General features: G+C 60.9%; 19 protein-coding genes. 10 read left to right on the top strand and 9 right to left on the bottom strand.

Translation table 11 applies throughout. From position 1 onward, the window contains the following. Positions 1-550 precede the first annotated feature (550 nt). Together FHT78_RS21185 and FHT78_RS21180 are read right to left on the bottom strand one after the other, a co-directional pair. Entirely contained in the window at positions 551-1,918 is a 1,368-nt protein-coding gene (locus FHT78_RS21185) for a sigma-54 dependent transcriptional regulator (protein ID WP_183748332.1), read from the bottom strand. Then, the gene (locus tag FHT78_RS21180) at positions 1,915-3,792 is read right to left on the bottom strand and encodes a sensor histidine kinase (protein ID WP_183748330.1); all 1,878 of its coding nucleotides are present in this window, start codon (positions 3,790-3,792) and stop codon (positions 1,915-1,917) included. The genes FHT78_RS21185 and FHT78_RS21180 overlap by 4 nt, the downstream gene beginning before the upstream one ends. A gap of 206 nt (positions 3,793-3,998) precedes the next feature. Here FHT78_RS21180 and FHT78_RS21175 point away from each other — a divergent pair, with 206 nt between their 5' ends. Continuing rightward, on the top strand, positions 3,999-5,333 hold the full coding sequence (locus tag FHT78_RS21175; protein WP_183748328.1) for a dicarboxylate/amino acid:cation symporter: 1,335 nt from the start codon (positions 3,999-4,001) through the stop codon (positions 5,331-5,333). 101 nt (positions 5,334-5,434) lie between these two features. Here FHT78_RS21175 and ugpC read toward each other — a convergent pair whose 3' ends face one another. From ugpC to FHT78_RS21155, 4 genes are all read right to left on the bottom strand, one after another. After that, a complete protein-coding gene (ugpC, locus tag FHT78_RS21170; protein WP_183748326.1) occupies positions 5,435-6,508 on the bottom strand; it encodes a sn-glycerol-3-phosphate ABC transporter ATP-binding protein UgpC in 1,074 nt (357 codons plus the stop codon). A gap of 23 nt (positions 6,509-6,531) precedes the next feature. Then, entirely contained in the window at positions 6,532-7,380 is an 849-nt protein-coding gene (locus tag FHT78_RS21165) for a carbohydrate ABC transporter permease (protein ID WP_183748324.1), read from the bottom strand. After that, a complete protein-coding gene (locus tag FHT78_RS21160) occupies positions 7,373-8,317 on the bottom strand; it encodes a sugar ABC transporter permease (protein WP_183748322.1) in 945 nt (314 codons plus the stop codon). Before FHT78_RS21160 ends, FHT78_RS21165 begins: the two co-directional genes overlap by 8 nt. Positions 8,318-8,398: 81 nt before the next feature. After that, positions 8,399-9,706, bottom strand: coding sequence for an extracellular solute-binding protein (locus tag FHT78_RS21155; RefSeq protein ID WP_183748320.1), 1,308 nt, complete (start codon positions 9,704-9,706; stop codon positions 8,399-8,401). Positions 9,707-9,908: 202 nt separating this feature from the next. Between FHT78_RS21155 and FHT78_RS21150 the strand changes: the two genes are divergently transcribed. From FHT78_RS21150 to FHT78_RS21130, 5 genes are all read left to right on the top strand, one after another. Then, positions 9,909-11,108, top strand: a complete 1,200-nt coding sequence (locus FHT78_RS21150; RefSeq protein ID WP_183748318.1) for an ROK family transcriptional regulator — start codon at positions 9,909-9,911, stop codon at positions 11,106-11,108. A 33-nt stretch (positions 11,109-11,141) separates the two neighbouring features. Next, positions 11,142-12,245: a Gfo/Idh/MocA family oxidoreductase gene (locus FHT78_RS21145; protein ID WP_183748387.1), complete on the top strand. Its 1,104-nt coding sequence runs from the start codon at positions 11,142-11,144 to the stop codon at positions 12,243-12,245. A gap of 16 nt (positions 12,246-12,261) precedes the next feature. After that, positions 12,262-12,903: a ThuA domain-containing protein gene (locus tag FHT78_RS21140; RefSeq protein ID WP_183748316.1), complete on the top strand. Its 642-nt coding sequence runs from the start codon at positions 12,262-12,264 to the stop codon at positions 12,901-12,903. Positions 12,904-13,032: 129 nt separating this feature from the next. Further along, the gene (locus FHT78_RS21135; protein WP_183748314.1) at positions 13,033-13,185 is read left to right on the top strand and encodes a hypothetical protein; all 153 of its coding nucleotides are present in this window, start codon (positions 13,033-13,035) and stop codon (positions 13,183-13,185) included. A gap of 18 nt (positions 13,186-13,203) precedes the next feature. Continuing rightward, positions 13,204-13,533: a DUF6665 family protein gene (locus FHT78_RS21130; RefSeq protein WP_183748312.1), complete on the top strand. Its 330-nt coding sequence runs from the start codon at positions 13,204-13,206 to the stop codon at positions 13,531-13,533. 82 nt (positions 13,534-13,615) lie between these two features. Here FHT78_RS21130 and FHT78_RS21125 read toward each other — a convergent pair whose 3' ends face one another. Next, the gene (locus tag FHT78_RS21125) at positions 13,616-14,947 is read right to left on the bottom strand and encodes an LLM class flavin-dependent oxidoreductase (RefSeq protein WP_183748311.1); all 1,332 of its coding nucleotides are present in this window, start codon (positions 14,945-14,947) and stop codon (positions 13,616-13,618) included. Positions 14,948-15,256: 309 nt separating this feature from the next. Between FHT78_RS21125 and FHT78_RS21120 the strand changes: the two genes are divergently transcribed. After that, on the top strand, positions 15,257-16,474 hold the full coding sequence (locus tag FHT78_RS21120; protein ID WP_183748309.1) for an SfnB family sulfur acquisition oxidoreductase: 1,218 nt from the start codon (positions 15,257-15,259) through the stop codon (positions 16,472-16,474). A gap of 70 nt (positions 16,475-16,544) precedes the next feature. Here FHT78_RS21120 and FHT78_RS21115 read toward each other — a convergent pair whose 3' ends face one another. Both FHT78_RS21115 and FHT78_RS21110 read right to left on the bottom strand, forming a co-directional pair. Then, a complete protein-coding gene (locus FHT78_RS21115; protein WP_183748307.1) occupies positions 16,545-17,753 on the bottom strand; it encodes an acyl-CoA dehydrogenase family protein in 1,209 nt (402 codons plus the stop codon). A gap of 77 nt (positions 17,754-17,830) precedes the next feature. Beyond that, entirely contained in the window at positions 17,831-18,877 is a 1,047-nt protein-coding gene (locus tag FHT78_RS21110) for a substrate-binding domain-containing protein (protein ID WP_183748305.1), read from the bottom strand. Positions 18,878-19,110: 233 nt separating this feature from the next. Here FHT78_RS21110 and FHT78_RS21105 point away from each other — a divergent pair, with 233 nt between their 5' ends. The 3 genes from FHT78_RS21105 to FHT78_RS21095 all read left to right on the top strand — a co-directional run bounded on the left by FHT78_RS21105 (position 19,111) and on the right by FHT78_RS21095 (position 22,775). After that, positions 19,111-20,595 carry a sugar ABC transporter ATP-binding protein gene (locus FHT78_RS21105; RefSeq protein WP_183748303.1) on the top strand — a complete coding sequence of 495 codons (1,485 nt, stop codon included), beginning with the start codon at positions 19,111-19,113 and terminating at the stop codon, positions 20,593-20,595. Continuing rightward, positions 20,592-21,650 carry an ABC transporter permease gene (locus tag FHT78_RS21100; RefSeq protein ID WP_183748301.1) on the top strand — a complete coding sequence of 353 codons (1,059 nt, stop codon included), beginning with the start codon at positions 20,592-20,594 and terminating at the stop codon, positions 21,648-21,650. Before FHT78_RS21105 ends, FHT78_RS21100 begins: the two co-directional genes overlap by 4 nt. Before the next feature lie 114 nt (positions 21,651-21,764). Further along, positions 21,765-22,775: a sugar ABC transporter substrate-binding protein gene (locus FHT78_RS21095; protein WP_183748299.1), complete on the top strand. Its 1,011-nt coding sequence runs from the start codon at positions 21,765-21,767 to the stop codon at positions 22,773-22,775. The last annotated feature ends 57 nt before the right edge of the window (positions 22,776-22,832 follow it).

Raw genomic sequence — 22,832 nt, 5'->3', positions numbered from 1 at the left:
CGGAAATAAGACATGGCCGACATTCCGGCATCGCTACACAAAAAAGTGCGAACAGCGCGCCAATTTGATCTCTGAAAATTTACCGGCTCTATAGCTTTGAAACTGCGCCAGGAGTATTATTCGCGCGCGGTTTCGAGAGGATGCTAATCCACAGTCATTCCAATGACGTGAACATGTGTCGCCGCTGAACAAGCCCAATCTGATTCGCCACAAGCGGCTTTCTGTCACCGCAATCGGATTGCGCGCGTCACAGGATTCTGCCGAAGGCACCCAGCCTAGATAGAAATTCACCCATGAATGCAACTACAGGATTTGCGCCCGCATCTCCCTTGAGGTCGCGATCTCTGCTGCGACCTCTTTGGCCCGGATGCGGATATTGAGCACGGGGGCAATTTTCCGGGAGTGGTCGACTGTCAGCGCGACGGCATGGAGGTTCGTTCGCATCTCACCCCGAGAGCGAGGCACTGATCGATCTAGCGCGGCCTGACGTCTTGTCACGATCTCGCACTTTATATGGGTTCCGCCTCGTCACCGCCGGCTAATCCACATGTCAGTTCTCAGGCTTTGAAGAGGTGAACGCGGCCCGCTCGATGCCGTGGCGCTGGAGCTTGTCATAAAAGGTCTTGCGCGGAATGCCGAGTGTTTCGATCGTCCGGCGCACGTCGCCGTCGTTCCGAGTCAGCGTTTCGCGGATGATATCGGCCTCATAGCGGTCGATCCTCGCCGGCAGAGGCAGGGAAGCCTCTTTGTCCTCCATCCCGTTTTGCGGCGTTTCCGCCGGTATCGCTTCAAGGCCGAGTACGAAGCGCTCGGCGAAATGCGAGAGCTCGCGCACGTTGCCCGGCCAGTCATGGCTTTTCAGGTGGCGGAGCAGCTCGGGCGAAGCCGCGGGAACGGGACGTTTGAAACGGCTGGCAGCCCGCTCGGTGAAATGGGCAAAGAGCAGCGGGATGTCGTCGCGCCGGTCGCGCAGTGGCGGAATGCTGATCGTCACGACATTGAGGCGATAAAAAAGGTCCTCACGGAAATCGCCGCGCTCACGCGGATCGCCGAGATCGATCTTGGCGGCGGCGACGACACGCAGGTCGACGGGCCGCACCTCGTTGGTGCCGAGCGGCGTGACCTCGCGCATTTCCAACACGCGCAACATCTGCACCTGTGCGGAAGCTGGCATGCTTTCGATTTCATCGAGGAACAGCGTTCCGCCGCTTGCGTGTTCGATGCGGCCGATGCGTTTCTTCTGGGCACCGGTGAAGGCCCCGGCCTCGTGGCCGAAGAGCTCGCTTTCGATCACCGTTTCCGGCAGGGCGCCGCAATTCAGCGCAACGAAGTTTCCCTTCGAGCGACGGCTCCAGCGATGCAACAGGCTTGCGACCACTTCCTTGCCGCTGCCGGTCTCCCCGGTCACCAGCACATCAACATCGGTGTCGGCGATCTGCCGGAGCGTTGCCCGCAAGCGCTCGATGGCCGGCGTCTGGCCGAGCAGCGGCAGATCGCCCTGCGCCTGCTCGGCCGCTTCGCGCAGCGACCGGTTGTCGAGTACGAGCCGGCGCTTTTCGGCGGCACGATGCACGCTCTGCACCAGCCTGTCGGCGGCAAAAGGCTTGGTAATGAAGTCATAGGCTCCATCCTGGATCGCCTTGACGGCCATCGGGATGTCACCGTGTCCTGTGATCAGGATCACGGGCAGGTCTTCGTCGAGCCGGCGGATGCGGTCGAAGAGCTGCAATCCGTCGACATGCGGCATGCGGATATCCGAAACGACGACACCCGAGAACTCCGCGCTCAGATCCTTCAGCGCTTCCGTGGCGGCGGAAAAGGTCGAAACAGAAAAGCCGGCGAGCTCCAGTGTCTGTTTCGTCGCCTTAAGGAGATCCTTGTCGTCATCGATAAGGAAGACCGGGATTGCTTCGCTCATGCCTGTGCCTTCTGCAGATAAACGGTAAAGCGGGTGCCGCTTCCGTTGCTTTCGACCTCGATACGGCCCCCATAATCGGCAACGATATCCTTGGAGATGACGAGCCCGAGGCCCAGGCCTTTTTCCTTCGAGGTGTTAAACGGCGAAAAGAGCGAGCCGAGGATGTCCTCCGATATGCCGGGGCCGTTATCGACGACGGTTACCGCCACCTCGCCGTCCTTTTCATCGCAGAAGACCTCAACTTTTGCGCCTTCCCTACCGTCCAAGGCTTCCAGTGCATTCTGAAAGAGATTGATCAGCACCTGCTCAAGCCGGATGCGATTGCCGCTCACTTTCAGATCGGCCGAAGGCAACCTGATATCGAGCGCATCCAAGCGGCCGGCAAACCGGCTTCGCAGCAGAACGACCGCGCCTTCGATGACGGCGCGCAGTTCTATCGGTTCCGCCGCAGTGCGGCCCTTGCGGGCAAAGGCCTTCAACTCCTCGGTGATGGTGCCGATGCGCTCCGTCAGGCTGGCAATCGCATCGAGATTATCGTCGGCTGATTCCGGCTGCTGACGTTTGAGGAAAGTGCGGGCATTGTCGGCATAGGCGCGGATGGTCGCGACCGGCTGGTTGATTTCATGCGCTACTCCCGCGGCGACCTGCCCCAAGATCGCCAGGCGGTTCGCCTGCACGAGCTCCTGCTGCACGACTTGCAGCCGCGCCTCGGTCGACCGGTGGTCCGATATCTCCTCCTGCAGCCGGTCACGGGCGCGGCTGAGGTCCTGCGTGCGCTCCAGCACCCGGCGCTCCAGCTCCTCGCGGGCGGCCCGCTCGGTCGCGATGCGCATGACAACGATCTGGCGGCGGCGCAGCAGAAAGGTCATGATCGCCAGCACGGGAATGAGGGCGGCCAATGTCAGCAGCCGCCATTCGCGCACCGAAGAGGCGATCGGCGCGTCGGTCGGCACGAGATATTCGAGTTGCCAGGATGTCGACGGCACCTCGGTGCGCAATCGCAGGAACTCGCCCTCCCCGGCGCCCGGCATGATGGCATGGACGATGGCGGCGCCTGGCTTCAGCGTCTGTCGCTCCTCGATCGGCAAGGGCAGCAATGGCGCCTCACCGAATTGCAGGCTGCTTCTGATAGCCGCAAGGCTTTCCTGCGGCAGAGGCTTCGTCGTCATGAAACGCCAGGACGGGAGGCTGGTGATGAGCACGACGCCGTGCTCATCGATGACATAGGCCGGCCGGACCGCATCGCGCCAGTCGGATTCCAGCTGATCGAACTCCATCTTGACGACGACGACGCCAAGCGGAGCCTCGGCATCCCCGACCCGCCGGGAAATATAGAGGCCCGGCCGGTTGCTGACATTGCCAAGCGCGAAATGCTCAGCCGTGCCCGTTTCCATCGCGCGGCGGAAATAATCGCGGAAGGAATAGTCGTTGCCGACAAAACTCAGGGGCTCCTGCCAGTTGCTGGAAGCGATCGCGATGCCGTTCTTGCCGGTTACATAGAGAACCGAGGCGCGGGTGCCGGCGACAAGGCTCTGGAGCTTGCGGTCAAGCCCCATGACGGCCTCTCCCTGCCCCGAGGCCAAAGCGTCTCGCACCTGCTGGTCATCGGCAAGGAGCAGCGGCAGAGCCCGCGGCCCTTCGAGCACGGCACGCAGCAGCGCCACCTTGAGATTGGCGTCGGTCTGCCCCTGATCTTCCAGCGCTGCAATTGCCTGCAGGCGGCCATAGATGCCGGCGCCGTAAAGGGCTGTTCCGATGAGGACCGCAGCGAGCGCCGCAAAGATCAGCCAGACCGACCGGGAGCGCCGGCCGAGCTGTTCAGGCGTCAGGAAACCTTCGTTCGCTGTCTTCTGGAGCATGGCGCAGTTGTGCATGTTTTCGCACGGACGGCAAATCACTTTGTGCGGAAAATCGCACTATCACGCCTGCGACAAGCAGATGCATCCAAGAATATCAATGAATTAGACAAGCGGAAGAAACTGGCACGCGCGTTGCAAACCACTCCTCATCAGTCGGGAGGCTGTTTGACCATCATGATTTGCCGCCGGCGCGTCGGCGTCCGGCACAGCGGAGGACACCAATGGATATTGCAATGAACGCCGCCGCAGAGCGCGGCAAAACGCCCTTTTACCGGCACCTCTATGTGCAGGTTCTCGCCGCCATCGCCGCAGGCATTCTGCTCGGCCATTTCTACCCTTCTCTTGGCGCTTCGCTGCAGCCGCTTGGCGATGCCTTCATCAAGCTCGTGCGCATGGTGATCGCGCCCGTCATCTTCCTGACGGTCACGACCGGCATTGCCGGCATGGCCGACCTCAAGAAGTTCGGCCGCGTGGTCGGCAAGGCGCTCGGCTACTTCCTCGTCTTCTCGACACTGGCGCTCGTTGTCGGCCTTGTCGTCTCCAACGTGCTGCAGCCCGGCGCCGGCATGCACATCGACCCGGCAACGCTCGATACAAAGGCCGTCAACAATTACGCCGCCCAAGCCCATGACGCTACGATCGTCGGCTTCCTGATGAACATCATTCCGGACACGATCGTCGGCGCCTTCGCCAAGGGCGACATCCTGCAGGTGCTGTTCTTCTCCGTCGTCTTCGGCATTGCGCTCGGCTCCGTCGGCGAGCGCGGCAAGCCCGTCCTCGACTTCTTTCAGGTCCTGACCGCCCCGGTCTTCCGTCTTGTCGCGATCCTGATGAAGTTCGCGCCGATCGGCGCCTTTGGCGCAATGGCCTTCACGATCGGCAAATATGGTATTGGCGCGATCGCCAACCTCGCTTTCCTGATCGGCACCTTCTACCTGACGTCGCTGCTCTTCGTACTGGTCGTGCTCGGCGCGGTCGCCCGCTACAACGGCTTCTCCATCCTGGCGCTGCTGCGCTATATCAAGGAAGAACTGCTGCTGGTGCTCGGCACCTCGTCATCGGAAGCTGCCCTGCCCGGCCTGATGAACAAGATGGAACGTGCCGGCTGCAAGCGCTCGGTCGTCGGGCTCGTCATCCCGACCGGCTATTCCTTCAACCTCGACGGCACCAACATTTATATGACGCTCGCAGCGCTCTTCATCGCGCAGGCGACGGATACGCATCTGAGCTTCGGCGACCAGATCCTACTGCTTCTGGTGGCCATGCTAAGCTCCAAGGGTGCCGCAGGTATCACCGGCGCCGGCTTCATCACGCTTGCCGCGACACTCTCGGTCGTTCCCTCGGTTCCGATCGCCGGCATGGCGCTCATCCTCGGCATCGACCGCTTCATGTCGGAATGCCGGGCACTGACGAACCTCGTCGGCAATGCGGTTGCCACAATCGTCGTCGCCCGCTGGGAAAACGAACTCGACCAGACCCGTTTTACCGCCGCAATGGCCGGAAACCCGCGGGACGACAGCGATCTGCTCGGTTCCGCCGCACAGCCGGCCGAATAAGCGCTGACAAGGCAAATGCGCCGCCGGTCATACGATCGGCGGCGCATTTATGTGATTTCAGGAGTGCCGAAACACGCCGGCCCGTCCGCAATGCCTCACGTTTAAAGCGCAAGACCGGTGCCGCGATCAAAGACATGGATCTGCTCGCTGGCGATGTTGGCCTCGAAACGGGCGCCGTAACGGGCCGCATAATTTCCATCCACGACGGCCGTTACAGGCTGGCCGGCAAGATCGAAGACGACATGTGTCTGAGCGCCGGTCGGCTCGACAAGCAGGGTCTGCCCGGCAAGCGCATTTCCGTCCTTGCCGCCCGGCGTCAGATGCTCGGGACGCAGGCCGATAGTCACCGCCTGGCCAGGACGAACCTTGCTATCCGGGGCGATACGGATTGCAGTGCCGTCCGAAAGGCGCGCTGACGGCTCACCGTTTTCGCCGTCCACCGTGCCATCAAGCATATTCATTGCCGGCGATCCGATGAAGGCGGCGACGAAGAGATTGGCCGGTTTCCTGTAAAGTTCGAGCGGCGTACCCTGCTGCTCGACCCTGCCCTGGTTGAGCACGACGACGCGGTCGGCAAGCGTCATCGCCTCGATCTGGTCGTGCGTGACGTAGATCGAGGTGGTCCTGACCTTCTGGTGCAACGTCTTGATTTCCGAGCGCATCTGCACACGCAACTTGGCATCGAGATTGGACAGCGGCTCGTCGAACAGGAAGACGGCGGGATTTCGCACGATAGCACGTCCCATGGCGACACGCTGGCGTTGACCGCCGGAAAGCTGGGCCGGCTTGCGGTCGAGAAGCTGGGCAAGATCGAGCATTCGGGCGGCCTCGGCAACGCGGGCCTCGATTTGCGGTTTGCCGACACCGGCGAGCTTCAGATTGAAACCCATGTTTTCCGCGACCGTCATATGCGGATAGAGCGCGTAGGACTGGAAGACCATGGCGATGTTGCGTTCGCGCGGCGTCATGCCGTTGACGACAGCTCCGCCGATCGCGATCTCGCCATCGGTGATCTCCTCGAGGCCGGCGATCATCCGCAGCAACGTCGATTTTCCGCAACCGGACGGCCCCACGAGGGCAACGAATTCCCCATCCTCGATGTCAAGCGAAATGCCGTGGATGACGCCAACGGCGCCATAGGCCTTACGAATATCGTTCAGTGAAACGGATGCCATGATTGCACCTCCAATGGTTCGGCTCAGGACTTCACGGCGCCGGCGGTCAATCCGGCGATGATGTGCCTCTGGGCAGCGAAAAAGACGATGATGGTCGGGAGGATGGTGAGCGTGATGAAGGCCAGCACCAATTGCCACTCGGTGCCGTATTCGCCACGATAGACCATGATGCCGAGCGGCCAGGGATACTTGGATTCCGAGTTCAGCATGATCAGCGGCAGGATGTAGCTGTTCCAGCTGCCGACGAAGGAAATGATGCTGACGGTGGCGACGATCGGGCGGGAAAGCGGCAGCGAGATATGCCAGAAGAAGCGCAGATAACCGCAGCCATCGACGAAAGCGGCCTGGAACAGTTCTTCCGGGAGATTGCGGAAATAGTTTCTGAACAGCAGGATGCTCATGCCGAGACCGAAGGCCACCTGCGGCAGCACCACGCCCCAATAGGTGTTCAACAGGCCGAGATCGCGAATGCGGATGAAGAGCGGCAGGATCGCAGTCGCCGCCGGAAACATCAGTCCCAGCAGAAAATAATTGAGCAGGAAGGACGAGCCGAAGAAGCGGACATGGGCAAAGGCGAAAGCCGCCATGGACGAGACAATCAGCGTCAGGAGCACGGTGAGGGCTGCGATGACAAGCGAATTGCCGATCTGCAGCCAGTAGCGTTCGCCGAAGAGGATGTCCGTATAGTTCGCCCACTGCCATTCCGTCGGCAGACCGAAGGGATTGATGCGCAGGTCCCCCAGCGTCTTGAAGCCGCCGAGCGCCGTCGTCACCAGCGGCACGAGCACGATCGCGGCAATCAGGCTGAGCGACACGTAGAGATAGATGCGTGTGGACGCGCTCACGCGGATGGAAGAGCTCATATCAGTCATGACGCATGAATATCCTTTTGTAACCGAAGGCGAGCGTCACACAGATGATGAAGAGCACGACGCCGACGGCGCTGCCCAGGCCCACCTGCATGCGCATGACGCCATAGGTGTAAAGAAAGGTGACCATCGTCTGCGTGGAATTGGACGGGCCGCCGCCCGTCAGTGGCATGATCATGTCGAAGAGCTGCAGCGAGCCGACGACGGCGAAGAAAATCGAAAGACGCAGGGTCGAGCCGAGCAGCGGCAGGGTGACGTAACGAAATTTCTGCCAACCAGTGGCGCCGTCGATTTCGGCGGCCTCCAGCACGTTCTTGTCGACCGATTGCAGGCCGGCGATGAACAGCATCATGTGAAAGCCGAAATATTTCCAGACGATGACGCCGAGTACGGCATAGATCGCCACATCCTTGTCGGCGAGCACATAGGGATTGGCGAAGCCGAAGAAATTCGAGACGGCGGCAAATAGGCCGTAGTCTCCGTCATAGACGAAGCGCCAGATGAGTCCCGCCGCAACGTCGGCAAGCACATAGGGCAGGAAGAAAATCAGGCGGAAGCCGACGACGCCTGGAATGCGATGGGCAAGCATGGTCGCCAGCCAGATGGCGAGCGGCACCTGGATGCAGATCGAGATCACGATGATCAGGCCGTTATTGACCAGCGCCTGCGTGAAAGCGGCGTTTCGAAACAGGACCTCGAAATTGCGCAGGCCGATGAAGTCGGTCGGCGTGCCGTAGCCGTTCCACTTGTAGAGGCTGTACCAGGCCGCCTCCCCCATCGGCATGATGACGAACAGCGTGAAGAGCAGCAGCGCCGGCGGCAGAAAGAGTAAGAGCACGGCCAGCCGGTCGTGGGCGACCGAACTTTTCCGGTTTGCGGCTCGTGCTCGTCTTGCCGGACTTGCCGTGGCTGACATCGAGGGGACTGAAATATTGGCCATGATTCCTGCTTTCGTATCTCGTCGGCAGCGGTGCCGGCGCTCCGCTTTTAGGAGCGCCGGGGAAGGTTCTGCAGGCGCTGGTTATTGCTCCAGTTCGAAAGCATCCTGGATCATCTGAGCGCCATCCTTGGAATTCATCTGGCCGGAGACGATCTCCACCGCCACGTCGTTGACGACACGACCGACGGCCGCACCGAGATCCTGGTCGAAGAAGTTCTGATGCCAGGTCGATGCAGCAAGCTCTTTTGCAGATTCAGCAAGCAGCGGGTTGACGACGCCGTCATCGGCCCCGACAGCAACGGGCAGAAGCATGCCCAACTTGGCCATCGCCCGCTCATTCTCGGCGCTCGTCAGGAAGGCGAGGAAATCGATCGCTTCCTTGGATGCCTTCTTGGTGACGGCCCAGCCGTTCAGCCCGCCGAGTGTATCGGTCGGCTTGCCGGCGCCGCCATCGACCGCGGGGAAATCGAAACGGCCGATATTGTCGGGTGCAAGGCCTTTGCCGTCACCGGCATTCTTGCGCTGGTTGGCCTCGGTCGCTTCAAAGCCGAGGATCATCGCCGCCTTACCGTCGCCGAAGACACCGAGCGTCTGCGGCCAGGTTGCGCCGAGATAGCCTGGCTGGAAAGGCTCGAGCTTGCCGAGCTCGGCGAGATCATCGCCGGCCTTGATGATCGCGGGGTCTAGGAAACCTTCGCCTTCGCCGTTCTTGGCCGCTTCGAAGACCTTCTGGCCGCCCTCGCGCATGACGAGATAGCTCCAGTAGAAATGGATCGGCCATTTCTCGCCGCCGCCTCCGGCAATCGGCACGATGCCGGCTGCCTTGATCTTTTTCACCGCGTCGAGAAAATCGGACCAGTTCTTAATGTCCTCGGCTTTGACGCCGGCCTTGGCAAACAGCGCCTTGTTATAGAAGAAGCTGACCAGGCCGACCTTGTAGGGGATGGCCCAGGTCTTGCCGTCGAAGGTCAAACCATCGACCGAGGCGGGGGTATAGGCATTGCGCAGTTTACCGCCATCGGCGTCGAGGGCTGCCGTCAGATCCTGCAGCGCACCCGTTTCTGACTGCTGCTTTAGGACCCCGCCGCCCCAGCTGAAAAAGAAATCCGGTACGTCGTCAGACTGCAGCAATGTCGGAAGCTTGGCCTTGAAAGCCTCGTTTTCGAGGAACTGCATCTGGATATCAACGTCGGGATGCTGGGCTTCGTATTTCTTGACGACATCTTCCCAGGCCGCGACATTTTTCGGATCGGTCTCGAGATGCAGCCACTTGACCACCGTCGTCGCCGAGGCAGCACTTGCGCCCAACAGCAGCGAAATGCCGGCTGCCGCGGCCATAGATGCGATGTGCCGGCCACGGAGGGCGGCATGCTTTTGTATGAAATTCATGATTTCCTCCCAGGGGACCTATCCTCACAATTTTTCCCCCATGCGGATTAATTCAGCGGAGCTTTTGCCTATTGTCAACCCAACTGCTGTATTTTTCACCTAATTGGCTTGACAGCGTGCCGCAATTGGCTGCTATTTATTTCGTAACCCGTTAAAAATATTGGGTCCTTTTGCCCAGTAACCGATTGCCTGGCTCGTTTTCATGAAGACTGCAGATCCCGAATTAATGCGTGCGATCAATCGCTTGAATGTGCTCGACACGATCCGGCGTCACGGTCCGATCTCCCGTATCCAGATCAGTGAGCGTACGGAGCTGTCGACGACGACGGTTTCCGCCATCACCGCCTCGTTGCTCGATGATGGGCTGATCCTGCCGCGTCATGAAGGCGATATCCGCAATGAGGCCGTACGCGGAAGGCCGCGCGTAATGCTGGAGCTCAATCCGGATGCCGCCCGTGTGGTTGGCGCCAAGATCGCGGCCAGCCGTATGGTTTTCGCCGTCACCAATTTCCGCGGGGACGTGCTCTCCAAGCTGACGCTGCCAATCCGCATCGATCGCCAGCCGATCGCCGTTATTGCCGATCTCATCGAGGATGGCGTGCGGCGCTGTGTCGTCGATATCGGCCTATCGCTCGACGATATCGACAGCATATGCCTGGCGCTTCCCGGCGTCATCGAGCACCGTACGGGCCATATCCGTTCGAGCCCGATATTCCGCGAAGTCAACATTGATTTCGCTATGGAAATGTCGGGCCGCCTGTCGACGCCGACGATTATCGAAAGCGACGCCCACGCTATCACGCTTGGCCATCACTGGTTCGGAAAGGCCCGTGATCTGGAAGACATGGTTCTGATCGCGCTGGAGCAGACGCTCGGCCTCGGCGTGCTGCATGACAATCACCTTTTCCGCGGTGCCGGCGGCCTCAGCCACAATCTCGGCGATCTCGTCCTCGGCATGGGACAGCAGGGCGTGGTGCGCCTTTCCAGCCAAGCCGGCGAAAGCGCCATTCTCGGCGAACAGCAGGCCGATGGGCGCTTTGCCGAAGCAGTGCGCCTCGGCCGCGGCATGACGCATGTGAAGGCGCTGATTCAGGCTGACGACGACCGGCTGATCGCTGCGGCGGTGCGCGCCGGCGAGGCGGTAGGGCTGACCGTCGCCAATATTGTCACGCTGTTTGCGCCGCCGCGCGTCATTCTCGTCGGCTCCTCGCTTGCGCTGGGCGAGCCCTTCCTCAACAGCCTGCGGGAGGCCTATGAACTCGCTATCCCGCCATCCCTGAAAGGCGTCAGTGAACTCGTTTTCGACGACTCGACCGACGACTTCTGGGCGCGGGGCGCCGCCGCTGTTGCCCTTTACGAACTCTACGAATCGCCCTGGAGTACGACGGGACCGGCGCTCTGACGCGCAAAACCCCAACATTTATCGGAGGATATGATGGAAAAAGTCGGCATCGGCATTATTGGCTGCGGCAATATTTCGGGCGCCTACTTGAAGGCGATGACATCGGCATTCCCGATCCTCGACATCCGCGGACTGGCCGACCTCAATCGTGATCTTGCAGAGGCAAAGGCGACCGAATTCAACCTTCAGGCCAGGACGGCCGAAGAACTTTTCGCCGATCCCAAGGTCGAGATCATCGTCAACCTGACCATTCCGAAGGCTCACGTCGCCGTCGGCTTGCAGGCGCTGGACGCTGGTAAGCACACCTATTCGGAAAAACCGCTCGGGATTAATTTCGAGGAGGGGAAAAAATTGGCGGATGCCGCCAAGGCCAAGGGCCTTCGCATCGGCGCAGCACCCGACACCTTCCTCGGCGGCGGCCATCAGACCGCCCGCGCCTTGATCGATGGAGGCGTCATCGGTATTCCCGTCGGAGGCACCGCCACCTTTATGTGCCCTGGCCACGAGCGCTGGCATCCCAATCCGGCCTTTTATTACGAAGTCGGCGGTGGCCCGATGCTCGATATGGGTCCCTATTACATCACCGACCTCGTCAATCTTTTGGGGCCGGTCGCCAAGGTCGCCGGCTTTGCGGTCACGCCGCGCAATGAGCGCATCATCACCAGCGAGCCGCGCAACGGTGAGCGCATTCCCGTGCATATCCCGACCCACGTGACCGGCGTCATGGCTTTCGCCAACGGTGCTGCCGTGCAGATCGGCATGAGCTTCGATGTCGCCGGCCACAAGCACGTGCCGCTCGAGGTCTACGGTACCGAAGGCACGCTGATCGTGCCCGACCCGAACCATTTCGGCGGGGCAGTCGAATATCTGAAGAAGGGCGGCCAGTTCGAGGACCAGCCCGTAACCCTGCCCTATGCCGACGGCAATTATCGTTCACTCGGTGTCGCCGATCTAGCCCACGCCATCCGGTCGAACCGGCCGCATCGCGCAAACGGCGACCTGGCGCTGCACGTGCTCGAAGTGATGGAAGCCTTTCAAAAGGCGTCCGACACGGGCAGCACGGTGACACTCACCACGACAACGGAGCGCCCTGCTCCGCTTTCTCAATCCCTCGTCGACGGAATGCTCGGCAAGTAACATTCAGGAGGAATACATGCGTGAAGCACTGATCGTCTGGGGCGGCTGGGCAGGCCACGAACCGGAACAATGCGCCGCGATCATCAAGGACATGCTCGAGGAGGACGGCTTCAAAGTCTATGTAGAGCACAGCACGGAGGCCTTCGCTGACCCGTCGATCCATGATCTGAGCCTCATCGTTCCCGTCGTCACCATGTCGAAGATCGAGAAGGAAGAGGTGAAGAACCTCGCCGCTGCGATCGAAGGCGGCGTCGGCATTGCCGGCTATCACGGCGGTGCCGGCGACAGCTTCCGCGAATCGACGGAATACCAGTTCATCATCGGCGGCCAATGGGTTGCTCATCCCGGCAATATCATCGACTATACCGTCAACATCACCCGGCCGGACGACCCGCTGATGGAGGGGATCACCGATTTCCCCTATAATTCCGAGCAGTATTACATGCATGTCGATCCCTCGAACGAGGTGCTCGCGACGACGACCTTCACCGGCGAACATGCCTACTGGATCGACGGCGTGACCATGCCGGTCGTCTGGAAGCGGAAATATGGCAAGGGTCGCGTCTTCTACTCCTCGCTCGGCCATGTCGCCAAGGAATTCGACGTGCCGCAGATGAAGACGATCTTCCGCCGCGGCGCCAACTGGGCTGCCCGCTGATTGGGTTTCGAAGCTGCCGGTGTCCGCCGGCAGCTCTCACATAAAAGCGTATATTTGGATGGGACACGGGTGCCAAAGCCCGTCGATATGCGTTACTGCTGTGGGAAGAACGAACCGAACAGCAAGACGATGAGCGACAACGTTATCAAGTTTCGCAAGCCGAAGCCCCCGCGCAAAGCACCCAACCCCATGCTTCGCAAGCTGATGATTATCGCAATCGTGATCATCGTCTTTGCCGCCGCCTGGGCCTATTTCCAGGTCACGGGCGCGCCGGCGCCATAACCAGCGAGGGATAGTCCGATGAGCCTTCGCCCGCCGCAATCCTTCAGGCAGTCGTTTTCGGCCGAAGGCGGGGTGAATGTGCTCGAATACGAGATGATGTCGGAGCGGGCGAGCTCGCTTGGACGCAACGGGCTGAAAGTCGAGTCGGCGCTCGCTGCATTAAAGGCGTGGAACCCGGATCGCCATAGCACCGAGCAGCGGGAAACGCTTATCAACGAAGCATCCGACGCCGTCTGGGGGCTGTTTGTTCAGCGTGAGATCTGCGGCCTGCGCAACAACAAGGATATTATCCAGCGCTATGGCATCCCTGGCGAAGTGCTGGCGCGGGTGGGCATCGTCAGGAAGTAGAAGCAACTAGCCGGTTTGTGTCGACACGATGGTGACCGTTCAGCAAACGACGCGGTGGCATGCGAAGACTTCAGAAACGGCCTTAATCGGAGAAGAAACGATTTTTCGGCCGCGGCAGGCCGAGATGCTCACGTAATGTCATGCCCTCATATTCATTCCGGAATATGCCACGCCGCTGCAGTTCAGGCACGAGGCGTGTCGTCACGTCGTCGAGCCCTTGCGGCAGGTAGGGGAAGACGACGTTGAATCCATCGGATCCTTCCTCGTCCAGCCAGCGCTCCATCTCGTCGGCGATGCTCCTGGGCGTACCGACGAAAGCGAGGCCCGAGTAGCCGCCATAACGCTGGGCAAGCTGGCGGACGGTGAGGTTTTCCTCCTGCGCCAGCTTGATGACCTGGGCGCGACCGGTCTTGCTGGCGTTGGTCTCAGGAATATCTTTGGGCAGCGCCGCATCCGGATCGAAAGCGGAAGCATCGTGGCCGAGCGCGATCGAAAGCGACGCGATGGCGCTATCGTAGTGGACGAGGCTATCGAGCGACAGCCGTTTAGTCCGTGCCTCCTCAATACTGTCCCCGATGACGACGAAAGCGGCGGGCAACATTTTCAGGTGGTCAGGGTTGCGGCCTATAGCCTGCATCCGCCCCTTGATATCCGCATAGAGTGCTTTGCCGCCGTCGAGATCGCGCGGCGAACAGAAGACCACTTCGGCCGTTTCGGCAGCAAGCTGACGACCGGGATCAGACTGGCCAGCCTGCACGATGACGGGCCAGCCCTGGACCGGGCGGGCTATATTCAGCGGCCCGCGCACGCTCAGTTCGTCGCCCTTGTGGTTGAGCACGTGCATTTTTTCGGGATCAAAATAAATTCCGCTCTCGCGGTCACGGATAAAGGCGTTGTCGGCAAAGCTGTCCCAGAGGCCGGTGACGACATCGTAGAATTCGCGCGCCCGTTTGTAGCGCTCGCCATGTTCCACATGCTCGTCGAGACCGAAATTAAGGGCAGCGTCTGGGTTGGACGTGGTGACGATATTCCAGGCTGCGCGGCCGTTGCTGATGTGATCCAGCGAAGCGAAGCGGCGGGCGACATGATAGGGCTCGTCGAAAGTGGTGGATGCCGTTGCCGCAAGCCCGATCCTCTCGGTAACGGCAGCGAGCGCCGAAAGCAGCGTGAAGGGCTCGAAAGAGGTCACGGTATGGCTGCGCTTTAGCGCCTCAACCGGCATGTTGAGCACTGCAAGGTGATCTGCCATGAAGAAGGCGTCAAATTTCGCGGCTTCCAGCTTCTGCGCAAAGGATTTGATATGAGCGAAATTGAAATTGGCGTCTGGATAGGAACCCGGATAGCGCCATGCGCCTGTATGAAGGCTGACGGGACGCATGAAGGCGCCGAGGCGCAACTGCCGTGAACGGGTCATGTTTTTCCTCGTGGATCGGGGCGAAGCGACCGCCTGCCCTCTGCTGAACGCGGACGCCGGAATGACGTATGTGCCGTTACCTAGGGGTTCGCGCGCCGTTATTCGAGATTGGTCTGCGTTTTTTCCGGCGGTGATTTCATCGGCAAAACGGTCAATTCCCAGTGAGATGGAGGAAGACATAAGCTAGCCGCTGACGCGAGTTCCAAATAAGCAAGCACTTTTTATTTTCTATCCCATCTATAGAATTTATAGTCTTACCTGTCATGGCGATTTCTTTCACCCATACGACGGTCAGAACTGGAGAAATCGATGACGACCGTACTCAGGCAACAAGACCAGATTCGGCCCGTGGCCGCCCGCATTGCCAGTGACGAGGAGGCACTTGAGACGGCCCGCAGCCTTGCCACCCAATTCGCCGCCACCGCCGCCGGGCGCGATTCTGAACGCCGGTTACCTTTCGCCGAGCTCGACGCGCTCGCACAATCCGGCCTGCTGGCGATTGCCGTTCCCGCGCAATATGGCGGGCTTGATGTCTCGAATGCCGTTCTGGCCGAAGTGACCGCGATCCTGGCGGAAGCAGACGGCTCGATCGGCCAGATCCCGCAGAACCATTTCTACATTCTGGAAGCTTTGCGGGTGGATGGCAGCGAGGAGCAGAAGCGGTATTTCTTCGGCAGGGCGCTTGCCGGTGACCGTTTCGGTAATGCGCTTTCGGAGCGCGGCACGAAAACCGTCGGCCACTACAATACCCGCATTGTCAGGGACGGACCGGGCTATCGCATCAACGGCCAGAAATACTACTCGACGGGCGTCTTGTTCGCTGACTGGGTCACCGTGTTCGCGCTCGATGAGGAAGACCGGCTTGTCATGGCCTTCGTGCCGAAGGGCACCGAGGGCGTCGAGATCATCGACGACTGGGACGGTTTCGGCCAACGCACAACGGGCAGCGGCACGACCATCCTCAACAATGTCTATGTCCACGCCGATTCCATCGTTCGTCACCACAAGGGCTTCGAACGGCCGACAACGATCGGCTCCGTCGGCCAGATCGTCCATGCGGGCATCGATCTCGGCATCGCGCGGGCCGCTTTTGCGGAGACACTGGAATTCGTCCGCACCAAATCGCGCCCCTGGATGGACAGCGGCGCGGAACGCGCCGCCGAAGATCCACTGACGATCGCGAAGGTCGGACAGATCGCCATCCGGCTGGAAGCTGCTACAGCACTCCTCGAACGTGCCGGCCAGAAAGTCGATGCGGCCCAGATCGAAACGACGGAAGCAACCGTCGTTGAAGCCACGCTTGCCGTCGCCGCTGCCAAGGTGCTGACGACCGAGATCGCCATCGAAGCGACCAACACGCTCTTCGAGCTTGCGGGAACCTCCGCCGTCAAGGCCGAACTCAATCTCGACCGGCACTGGCGCAATGCACGCACCCACACCCTGCACGATCCCGTGCGCTGGAAATACCACGTCGTCGGCAATTATCACCTGAACGGCGTGATCCCGCCGAAGAACGGCGCACTTTGAACCCTCTCCTCAACTAAAAACCCCATTTCCGTCACCGGAAATGGGGTTCTTTTCGCTATGTCTGGCCTTCTCAGCTATAGAGGCTGACTTCGGGGATCTTGTCGTTCAGCACGAATTCGCCGACTTCCTTGGCCTTGTAGAAGACCGGATCGTGCAGCGTGTGGGTGCGCACATTGCGCCAGAAACGGTCGAAGCGATATTTTTCCGCCGTGGAGCGCGCGCCAGTCAGTTCGAAGACGCGAGACGTGATATCGAGCGAGACATGGGTGGCGTGCACCTTGGCGGCATAGGCTTCCGCCGCCGCCTCGCCGCGCTCACGGGCGGTGACAGCATGGCCCTTTGCAAGTCCTGCCTGGACAGCTGCCGCTGCAGCATCGGCCAGGGCGGCGGAGGCTTTCAGCGCGGCGGTGAACTCACCGACCCGCTCCAGGATATAGGGATCGTCCGCAGCCCGCTCGACGCCCGAAGTGACCCAGGGACGCGTCATCGTCCGCACATAGTCGACAGCGGCCTGGAGCGCGCCTTCGGCGCTGCCGAGATAGAAGTTGACGAAGACGAGCTGGATGAGCGGCGTGTTGAAGGTGGAAAGCACCGGCGGAGCGGCATCGGGAGCAGCCGGAGCGCTAACGAAATCCTCCTCATGAACAGGGAAATCGTGAAACTCGACGCTGCCGCTGTCGGAGAGACGCTGACCGAAGTTGTCCCAGTCGTCATTCGCCTGATAGCCGGGCCGGTTGGTCGGCACCGCGAAACCGACGATCTTGTCGTCGAGCGCGGCGTTGGCATTGATGTAGTCAGATACATGGGCGGCGGTGGAAAAGGATTTGCGCCCGTTCAGCACATAGCCGTTGCCACGACGAGTCAGCACAAGACCGGGATCGCGCGGATTGACAGCAGCGCCCCAATAGAGGTTTTTCGCGACGGTCTCGGAACCTAGCGCATGAGCGCGCGCTTCCTTGAGCGCCCAGTAGACATACTGGCTGTTGACGAAGTGATAGCCGAGCAGCTGGCCGATCGAGCTTTCGCCGCGCGCCAGGATGCGCACGAGCCGCAGGCCATCCACCCAATCAAGGCCACCGCCGCCGATCTTCTGGTCATGCAGTGCGTTCAGTAGCCCGGCATTCTTCAACTTGATGATCTCGGCAAGCGGCGGGCGGCCTTCGCGGTCGAGTTCAGCGGCGCGCCTGGAAAGATCGGCCGAGATGTCTTCGGCGCGGGCAAAGAGGTCCTCTCGCGTCGTGCTGCGATTGGTTGCGAAGACGACATTGGACTGGCTCATGGGTCGAAACTCCGATTTCCTGGAAAATGGGCCGGCGGGGGCCGCACAACCCCCGCCGGAAGATCGAGACTGGCAGCTTAGAAAAGCTTGTCCGGGATCCAGCTCGCGGTTGCCGCGTCGCTTGCACTGAAGGCGGGGATTTTCTGCGCCAATTCCTCGATCGTCTTGACGCCGGCGGCGCGCAGGCTTTCCTGCGTCAGCAGCGTCGGCTTGACCGTGATCTGATGGGGAATGTCCTGCCCGGCGATCTGAAGAGCGGCGGCTCGAACGGATACGGCGCCGACGACAGCCGGATTGGTCGCAACGGTGGCGACCCACGGGCTGCCCTCTTCGGTGATTTCCTGAATGTCAGCGGTCGAGACATCGGCCGAATAGATCTTCAGCTTGCTCGCGATACCCAAGTCGTTGGCAGCGAGCTTTACGCCACGGGCAAATTCGTCATAGGGCGCGAAAACGACTGTAATATCCGGATTGGCAGTCAGGGCGGCCTTGGCCTGATCGGCAGTGGAAGTCGCGGTCGTGTCACTCACATTGCCGAAGCGCGCCTTTTCAACAACGCCGGAATTCTCCGACTTGAACTTCTCCCAGACCTCGTTGCGCCGGTCGAGCGGCGCGAAGCCGGCGACATAGACATAACCGGCATTGAAGCTCTTGCCGTTGTCCTTCACCACCTGTTCGAGCCCGAGCTGAGCGAGTTCATGGTCGCTCTGCTCCACCTGCGGCACCTTGGGATTGTTGAGGTTGACGTCGAAAGCGACAACCTTGATGCCCTTGTCCAACGCCTGCTGGACGACATCGCCGAGCGACTCCGGCAGGCCGTGATCGACGACGATACCGGCTACGCCGAGATTGATCGCCTGCAGAATCTGCTCACGCTGCTCGGCGGCATCCTGCCGACCGGGAAACACACGCAGATCGATATCGAGCGCCTTGGCCTGCGCTTCCGCACCGGCCTGATAGGCCTGGAAGAAGTCCCCCGCCGAGATATAGCTGATCAGCGCCACCTTGACGCCGCCCTTGTCGAAAGGGGCCGGTGCGCCGTTGAGACCGGCGGCAAAGGACGTCTGGTAGAGAGTAAAAGAAACTGCGGCTGCAGAGAGCGCCAGCCGTGCGAAGGATTTCATCGTCGCGATCCTCTGATCAATCGGGAGCGTCGTCTGACAGGTTGGCAGCTCCCCGCGACGCATGAAATTATTAGATATAAACTCTATGTTTTTAGTAGATTTAATGATGCGATTTTTGCCAGTTCAGGAGATTCTTTGTTCCCGTCGCTATGCGACCGGGGCAAGGCTTGCCTCGCAGTTCGGGCATCGGTCAGGCCAATATCGCGGCTCAAAAGCAGACCCGGATATGCCCGATGCCGCTCCTTCACGTTGACAATATTACCCGCAGTTTCGGGTCCACCCGTGCGCTTTCCGGCGCCTGTTTCTCTATCGAGCGGGGCGAGATCGTCGCGCTCATGGGCGCAAATGGTGCCGGCAAATCAACGCTGGTGAAAATAGTCTCGGGCGTACTTGCAGCAGACGCGGGCGCAATCAGCCTGAACGGCCTGTCTTTTTCACCTAAGACGCCATCCGAGGCGGCAAAGGCCGGTGTCGTCACCGTGCACCAGTCGACGGATCTTGTTGGAGCGGCAGGACTGACCGTTGCCGACGCTTTGTTGCTGCATCGCTTTGCGGAGGGCAGCACGCCCTTCTTTCTCTCTCGGGCAAGCGTACGCCGCGAAGCGCTTGCCATGCTCGACGCCGCCGGCTTCTCGCTGCCGCTCGACCGGGATTTCGGCGATCTGACCGCCGCCGACCGGCAGCTTGTGGCGATCGCCCGTGCGCTTGCCAATAGGGCCGAGTTGCTGATCCTCGACGAGCCGACCGCAAGCCTTTCGGCAGAAGAATGCCGGCGCCTGTTCGATATCCTGCTTGGTCTCAAAGCGCAGGGCCTTGCGATCCTCTATATTTCTCATCGGACTACCGACTTGGAAGCGGTCGCCGACCGGGCACTCGTCATGCGTGGCGGCCGCATCGTCGGCAGCTTCAACCGGCCAATCGACTTTTCCAGCGCCATCGAAACGATGATCGGTCGCAGGCTTGAAGCAGCGCGGCCAGACGCCCGCCCGGCGACGGGCTCAGCCATTTTCGAAATGCATGGCATCCGCCTTCTGCCGTCAAGCAAGCCCTTCGACCTGACCCTGCATGAAGGCGAGGTCGTTGCCATCACAGGCGTGCTGGGGGCCGGCAAAAGCCGCCTGTTGTCGTCGATCTTCGGCATTCGAGACATGGCTGACGGCGCGATGCAACTCGACGGCAAGCCTTATCGGCCGAAATCGCCGGCCGAGGCGATTGTTGCAGGCGTCGCTATGGCAGCCGAGGATCGTCATCGCTCCTCGCTGATGCCGGCGGCGTGGCCCGGCAATTCGCTTGCAGCCACCATCAGCCTTCCGCATCTTGCCAAATGGTATCCGAGCGGCCTGCTTTTCGGCGGCCGCGAGCAGCGCGAGGCGGAACAGGCCATTTCCCGGCTGGGCATCAAGGCCGCCGGTCCGCTCGCTTCGATCTGGTCACTGTCCGGCGGCAATCAGCAGAAGACTGTCATCGCTCGCTGGGAGGCGGAGCCAAGCCGGCTGCTGCTGCTCGACGAGCCGTTCCAGGGCGTCGATGTCGGCGCCCGCCACGACATCATCCAGGCGATCCGGGCGCGCACCGACCGCGCCACACTGATCGCAACATCCGATCCCGAAGAGGCCTATGAGGTCGCCGATCGCATCCTGACAATCGAGCACCACAGCTTGCTGCCTGATCTTATCGACGATGCCTCTTCTTCATCCCGACAGGAACTTTCCGCATGACAACCATCGATGAGGAGGCCTTGCCAAAGGCAGGCTCGACCGCAACGAACCACGGCCAGGGTGCCGGCGTCCCAGTGCTCGGCAGCTTTCTGCGCGCCGGCGCGGTGTTCATCCTGCTCGGACTGATGATGATCGGCTTCACGATCGCGCAACCGGCCTTCGCCAATATCGGCAACCTGATGAGCATCCTCCAGGCCGTATCGGTCGTTGCGATCCTCGGCGCCGGTGTGACGGTAACGCTGGCCGTCGGCGGTTTTGACCTCTCGATCGGAGCGGTCGCCGCCTCCAGCGTCATGGCCGCGAGCTATGCGATGATCGTCTGGCATCTCGATGTTTTCGCCACAGTGCCGTTGGTGCTTGCCTTCGGCGCGGCGGTCGGGCTCGTCAACGCCTTGCTCATCGTGCGGCTTCGCGTCCCCGACCTGCTGGCCACCCTTGCGATGATGTTCCTGCTCTCGGGCCTGCAGCTTATTCCGACGGCCGGGCGGTCGATTTCGGCAGGCCTTGTCCTGCCAGACGGCTCCAAGGCGACGGGCGCCTATGATCCGGCTTTCCTGCTGATCGGCCGCTACAGCCTCTTTGCCACCCTGCCCGTCTCCGTGGTGCTGATGGCCATCGTTGCCATCGTCCTGTTCGTGTTGACCGAGCGCACTCGCATTGGCCGGCTGCTCTTTGCCACCGGCGGCAACGAGATGGCGACACGGCTTGCCGGCGCCTCCACCACACGGTTGAAGACGCTCGCCTATGTCATCTCTGGGACCCTGGCATCCCTTGGCGGTATCGTGATCGCGGCCCGTGTGGGCCGCGGCGATGTCTCCTCCGGCGGATCGCTGCTGATGGACTCGGTCGCGGCCGCCCTCATCGGCTTTGCCGTCCTCAACCTGCGCCGACCCAACGTGCTTGGCACCATTGCCGGCGCCGTCTTCGTCGGCGTGCTGCTCAACGGCCTGACGATGCTGAACGCTCCCTACTACACGCAGGATTTCGTCAAGGGCGCCGTGCTCGTCGGAGCACTTGCCCTGACCTATGGGCTCGGTCGCAACAGCGATCGCTGAAGCCAGCTTTAGCTTCAGAAAATTTCCTGCGACCGCATGCTTTTGGAATAACGTACCTCTTATACGCCTTAAATCTATATAATTTATAGTTTATCAAACCGAGAGGGTATCGTTATGAATGAAGGACTTGGAGGCGGCTTCGGACGCCGTAAAATCTTGAAACTTGCTGCCGTCGCAAGTGCCACCTTTGCAGGCGCCAGCATGCTGACCGCACCGGCCGTAAGGGCCGAAGACGAAGGGCTTTCCCTGAAAGGCAAGCGCATCGCCATCAGCGCCACCGGAACGGACCACTATTTCGATCTGCAGGTCTATAATGCCCAGATCGAAGAGGTGAAGCGGCTTGGCGGCGAGCCGATCGCAGTCGATGCCGGGCGTAACGACGGCAAGCTGATCGCCCAGTTGCAGACGCTCGTCGCCCAGAAGCCGGATGCGCTGGTGCAGATCCTCGGCACGCTCAGCGTCATCGACCCCTGGCTGAAGAAGGCTCGTGACGCCGGCATTCCGGTTCTGACCGTCGATGTCGGCTCGACCAATTCGATCAACAACACGACGTCGGACAATTGGGGCATCGGCAAGGACCTCGCCCTGCAGCTCGTTTCCGATATCGGCGGAGAAGGCAATATCGTCGTCTTCAACGGCTTCTACGGTGTCACGCCCTGCGCCATCCGCTACGATCAGCTCGTCAACGTCGTCAAGTATTTCCCGAAGGTGAAGATCCTCCAGCCGGAATTGCGCGACGTCATCCCGAATACGGTCCAGGACGCCTTCACGCAGATCACTGCGATCCTCAACAAATATCCGGACAAGGGCTCGATCAAGGCCGTCTGGTCGGCCTGGGATATTCCGCAGCTCGGCGCAACGCAGGCGATCGCCGCCGCCGGCCGCAACGAAATCCGCACCTATGGCGTCGACGGCAGTCCAGAGGTTCTCCAGCTTGTTGCCGACAAGAATTCACCGGCTGGCGCCGATGCTGCCCAGCAGCCGGCGGAGATCGGCCGTGTCGCGGTCCGCAACGTCGCCAGGCTGCTCGCCGGCCAGACGCTGCCGCGCGAGACCTACGTACCGGCGCTGCTGGCCAACAAGGAAAACGTCTCCGAGATCATCAAGAAGCTCGGTATCGGCTGATATCAAGGCGGGCCTTGCGGCTGATGCCGCAGGGTCCGCATGTCCCTGGAAAGCGGC

This window comes from Rhizobium sp. BK196, assembly GCF_014193255.1.
Lineage (GTDB): Bacteria > Pseudomonadota > Alphaproteobacteria > Rhizobiales > Rhizobiaceae > Rhizobium.
Note: the sequence above shows the minus strand (reverse complement) of the source record. Positions and strands in the feature narration are given on the sequence as shown.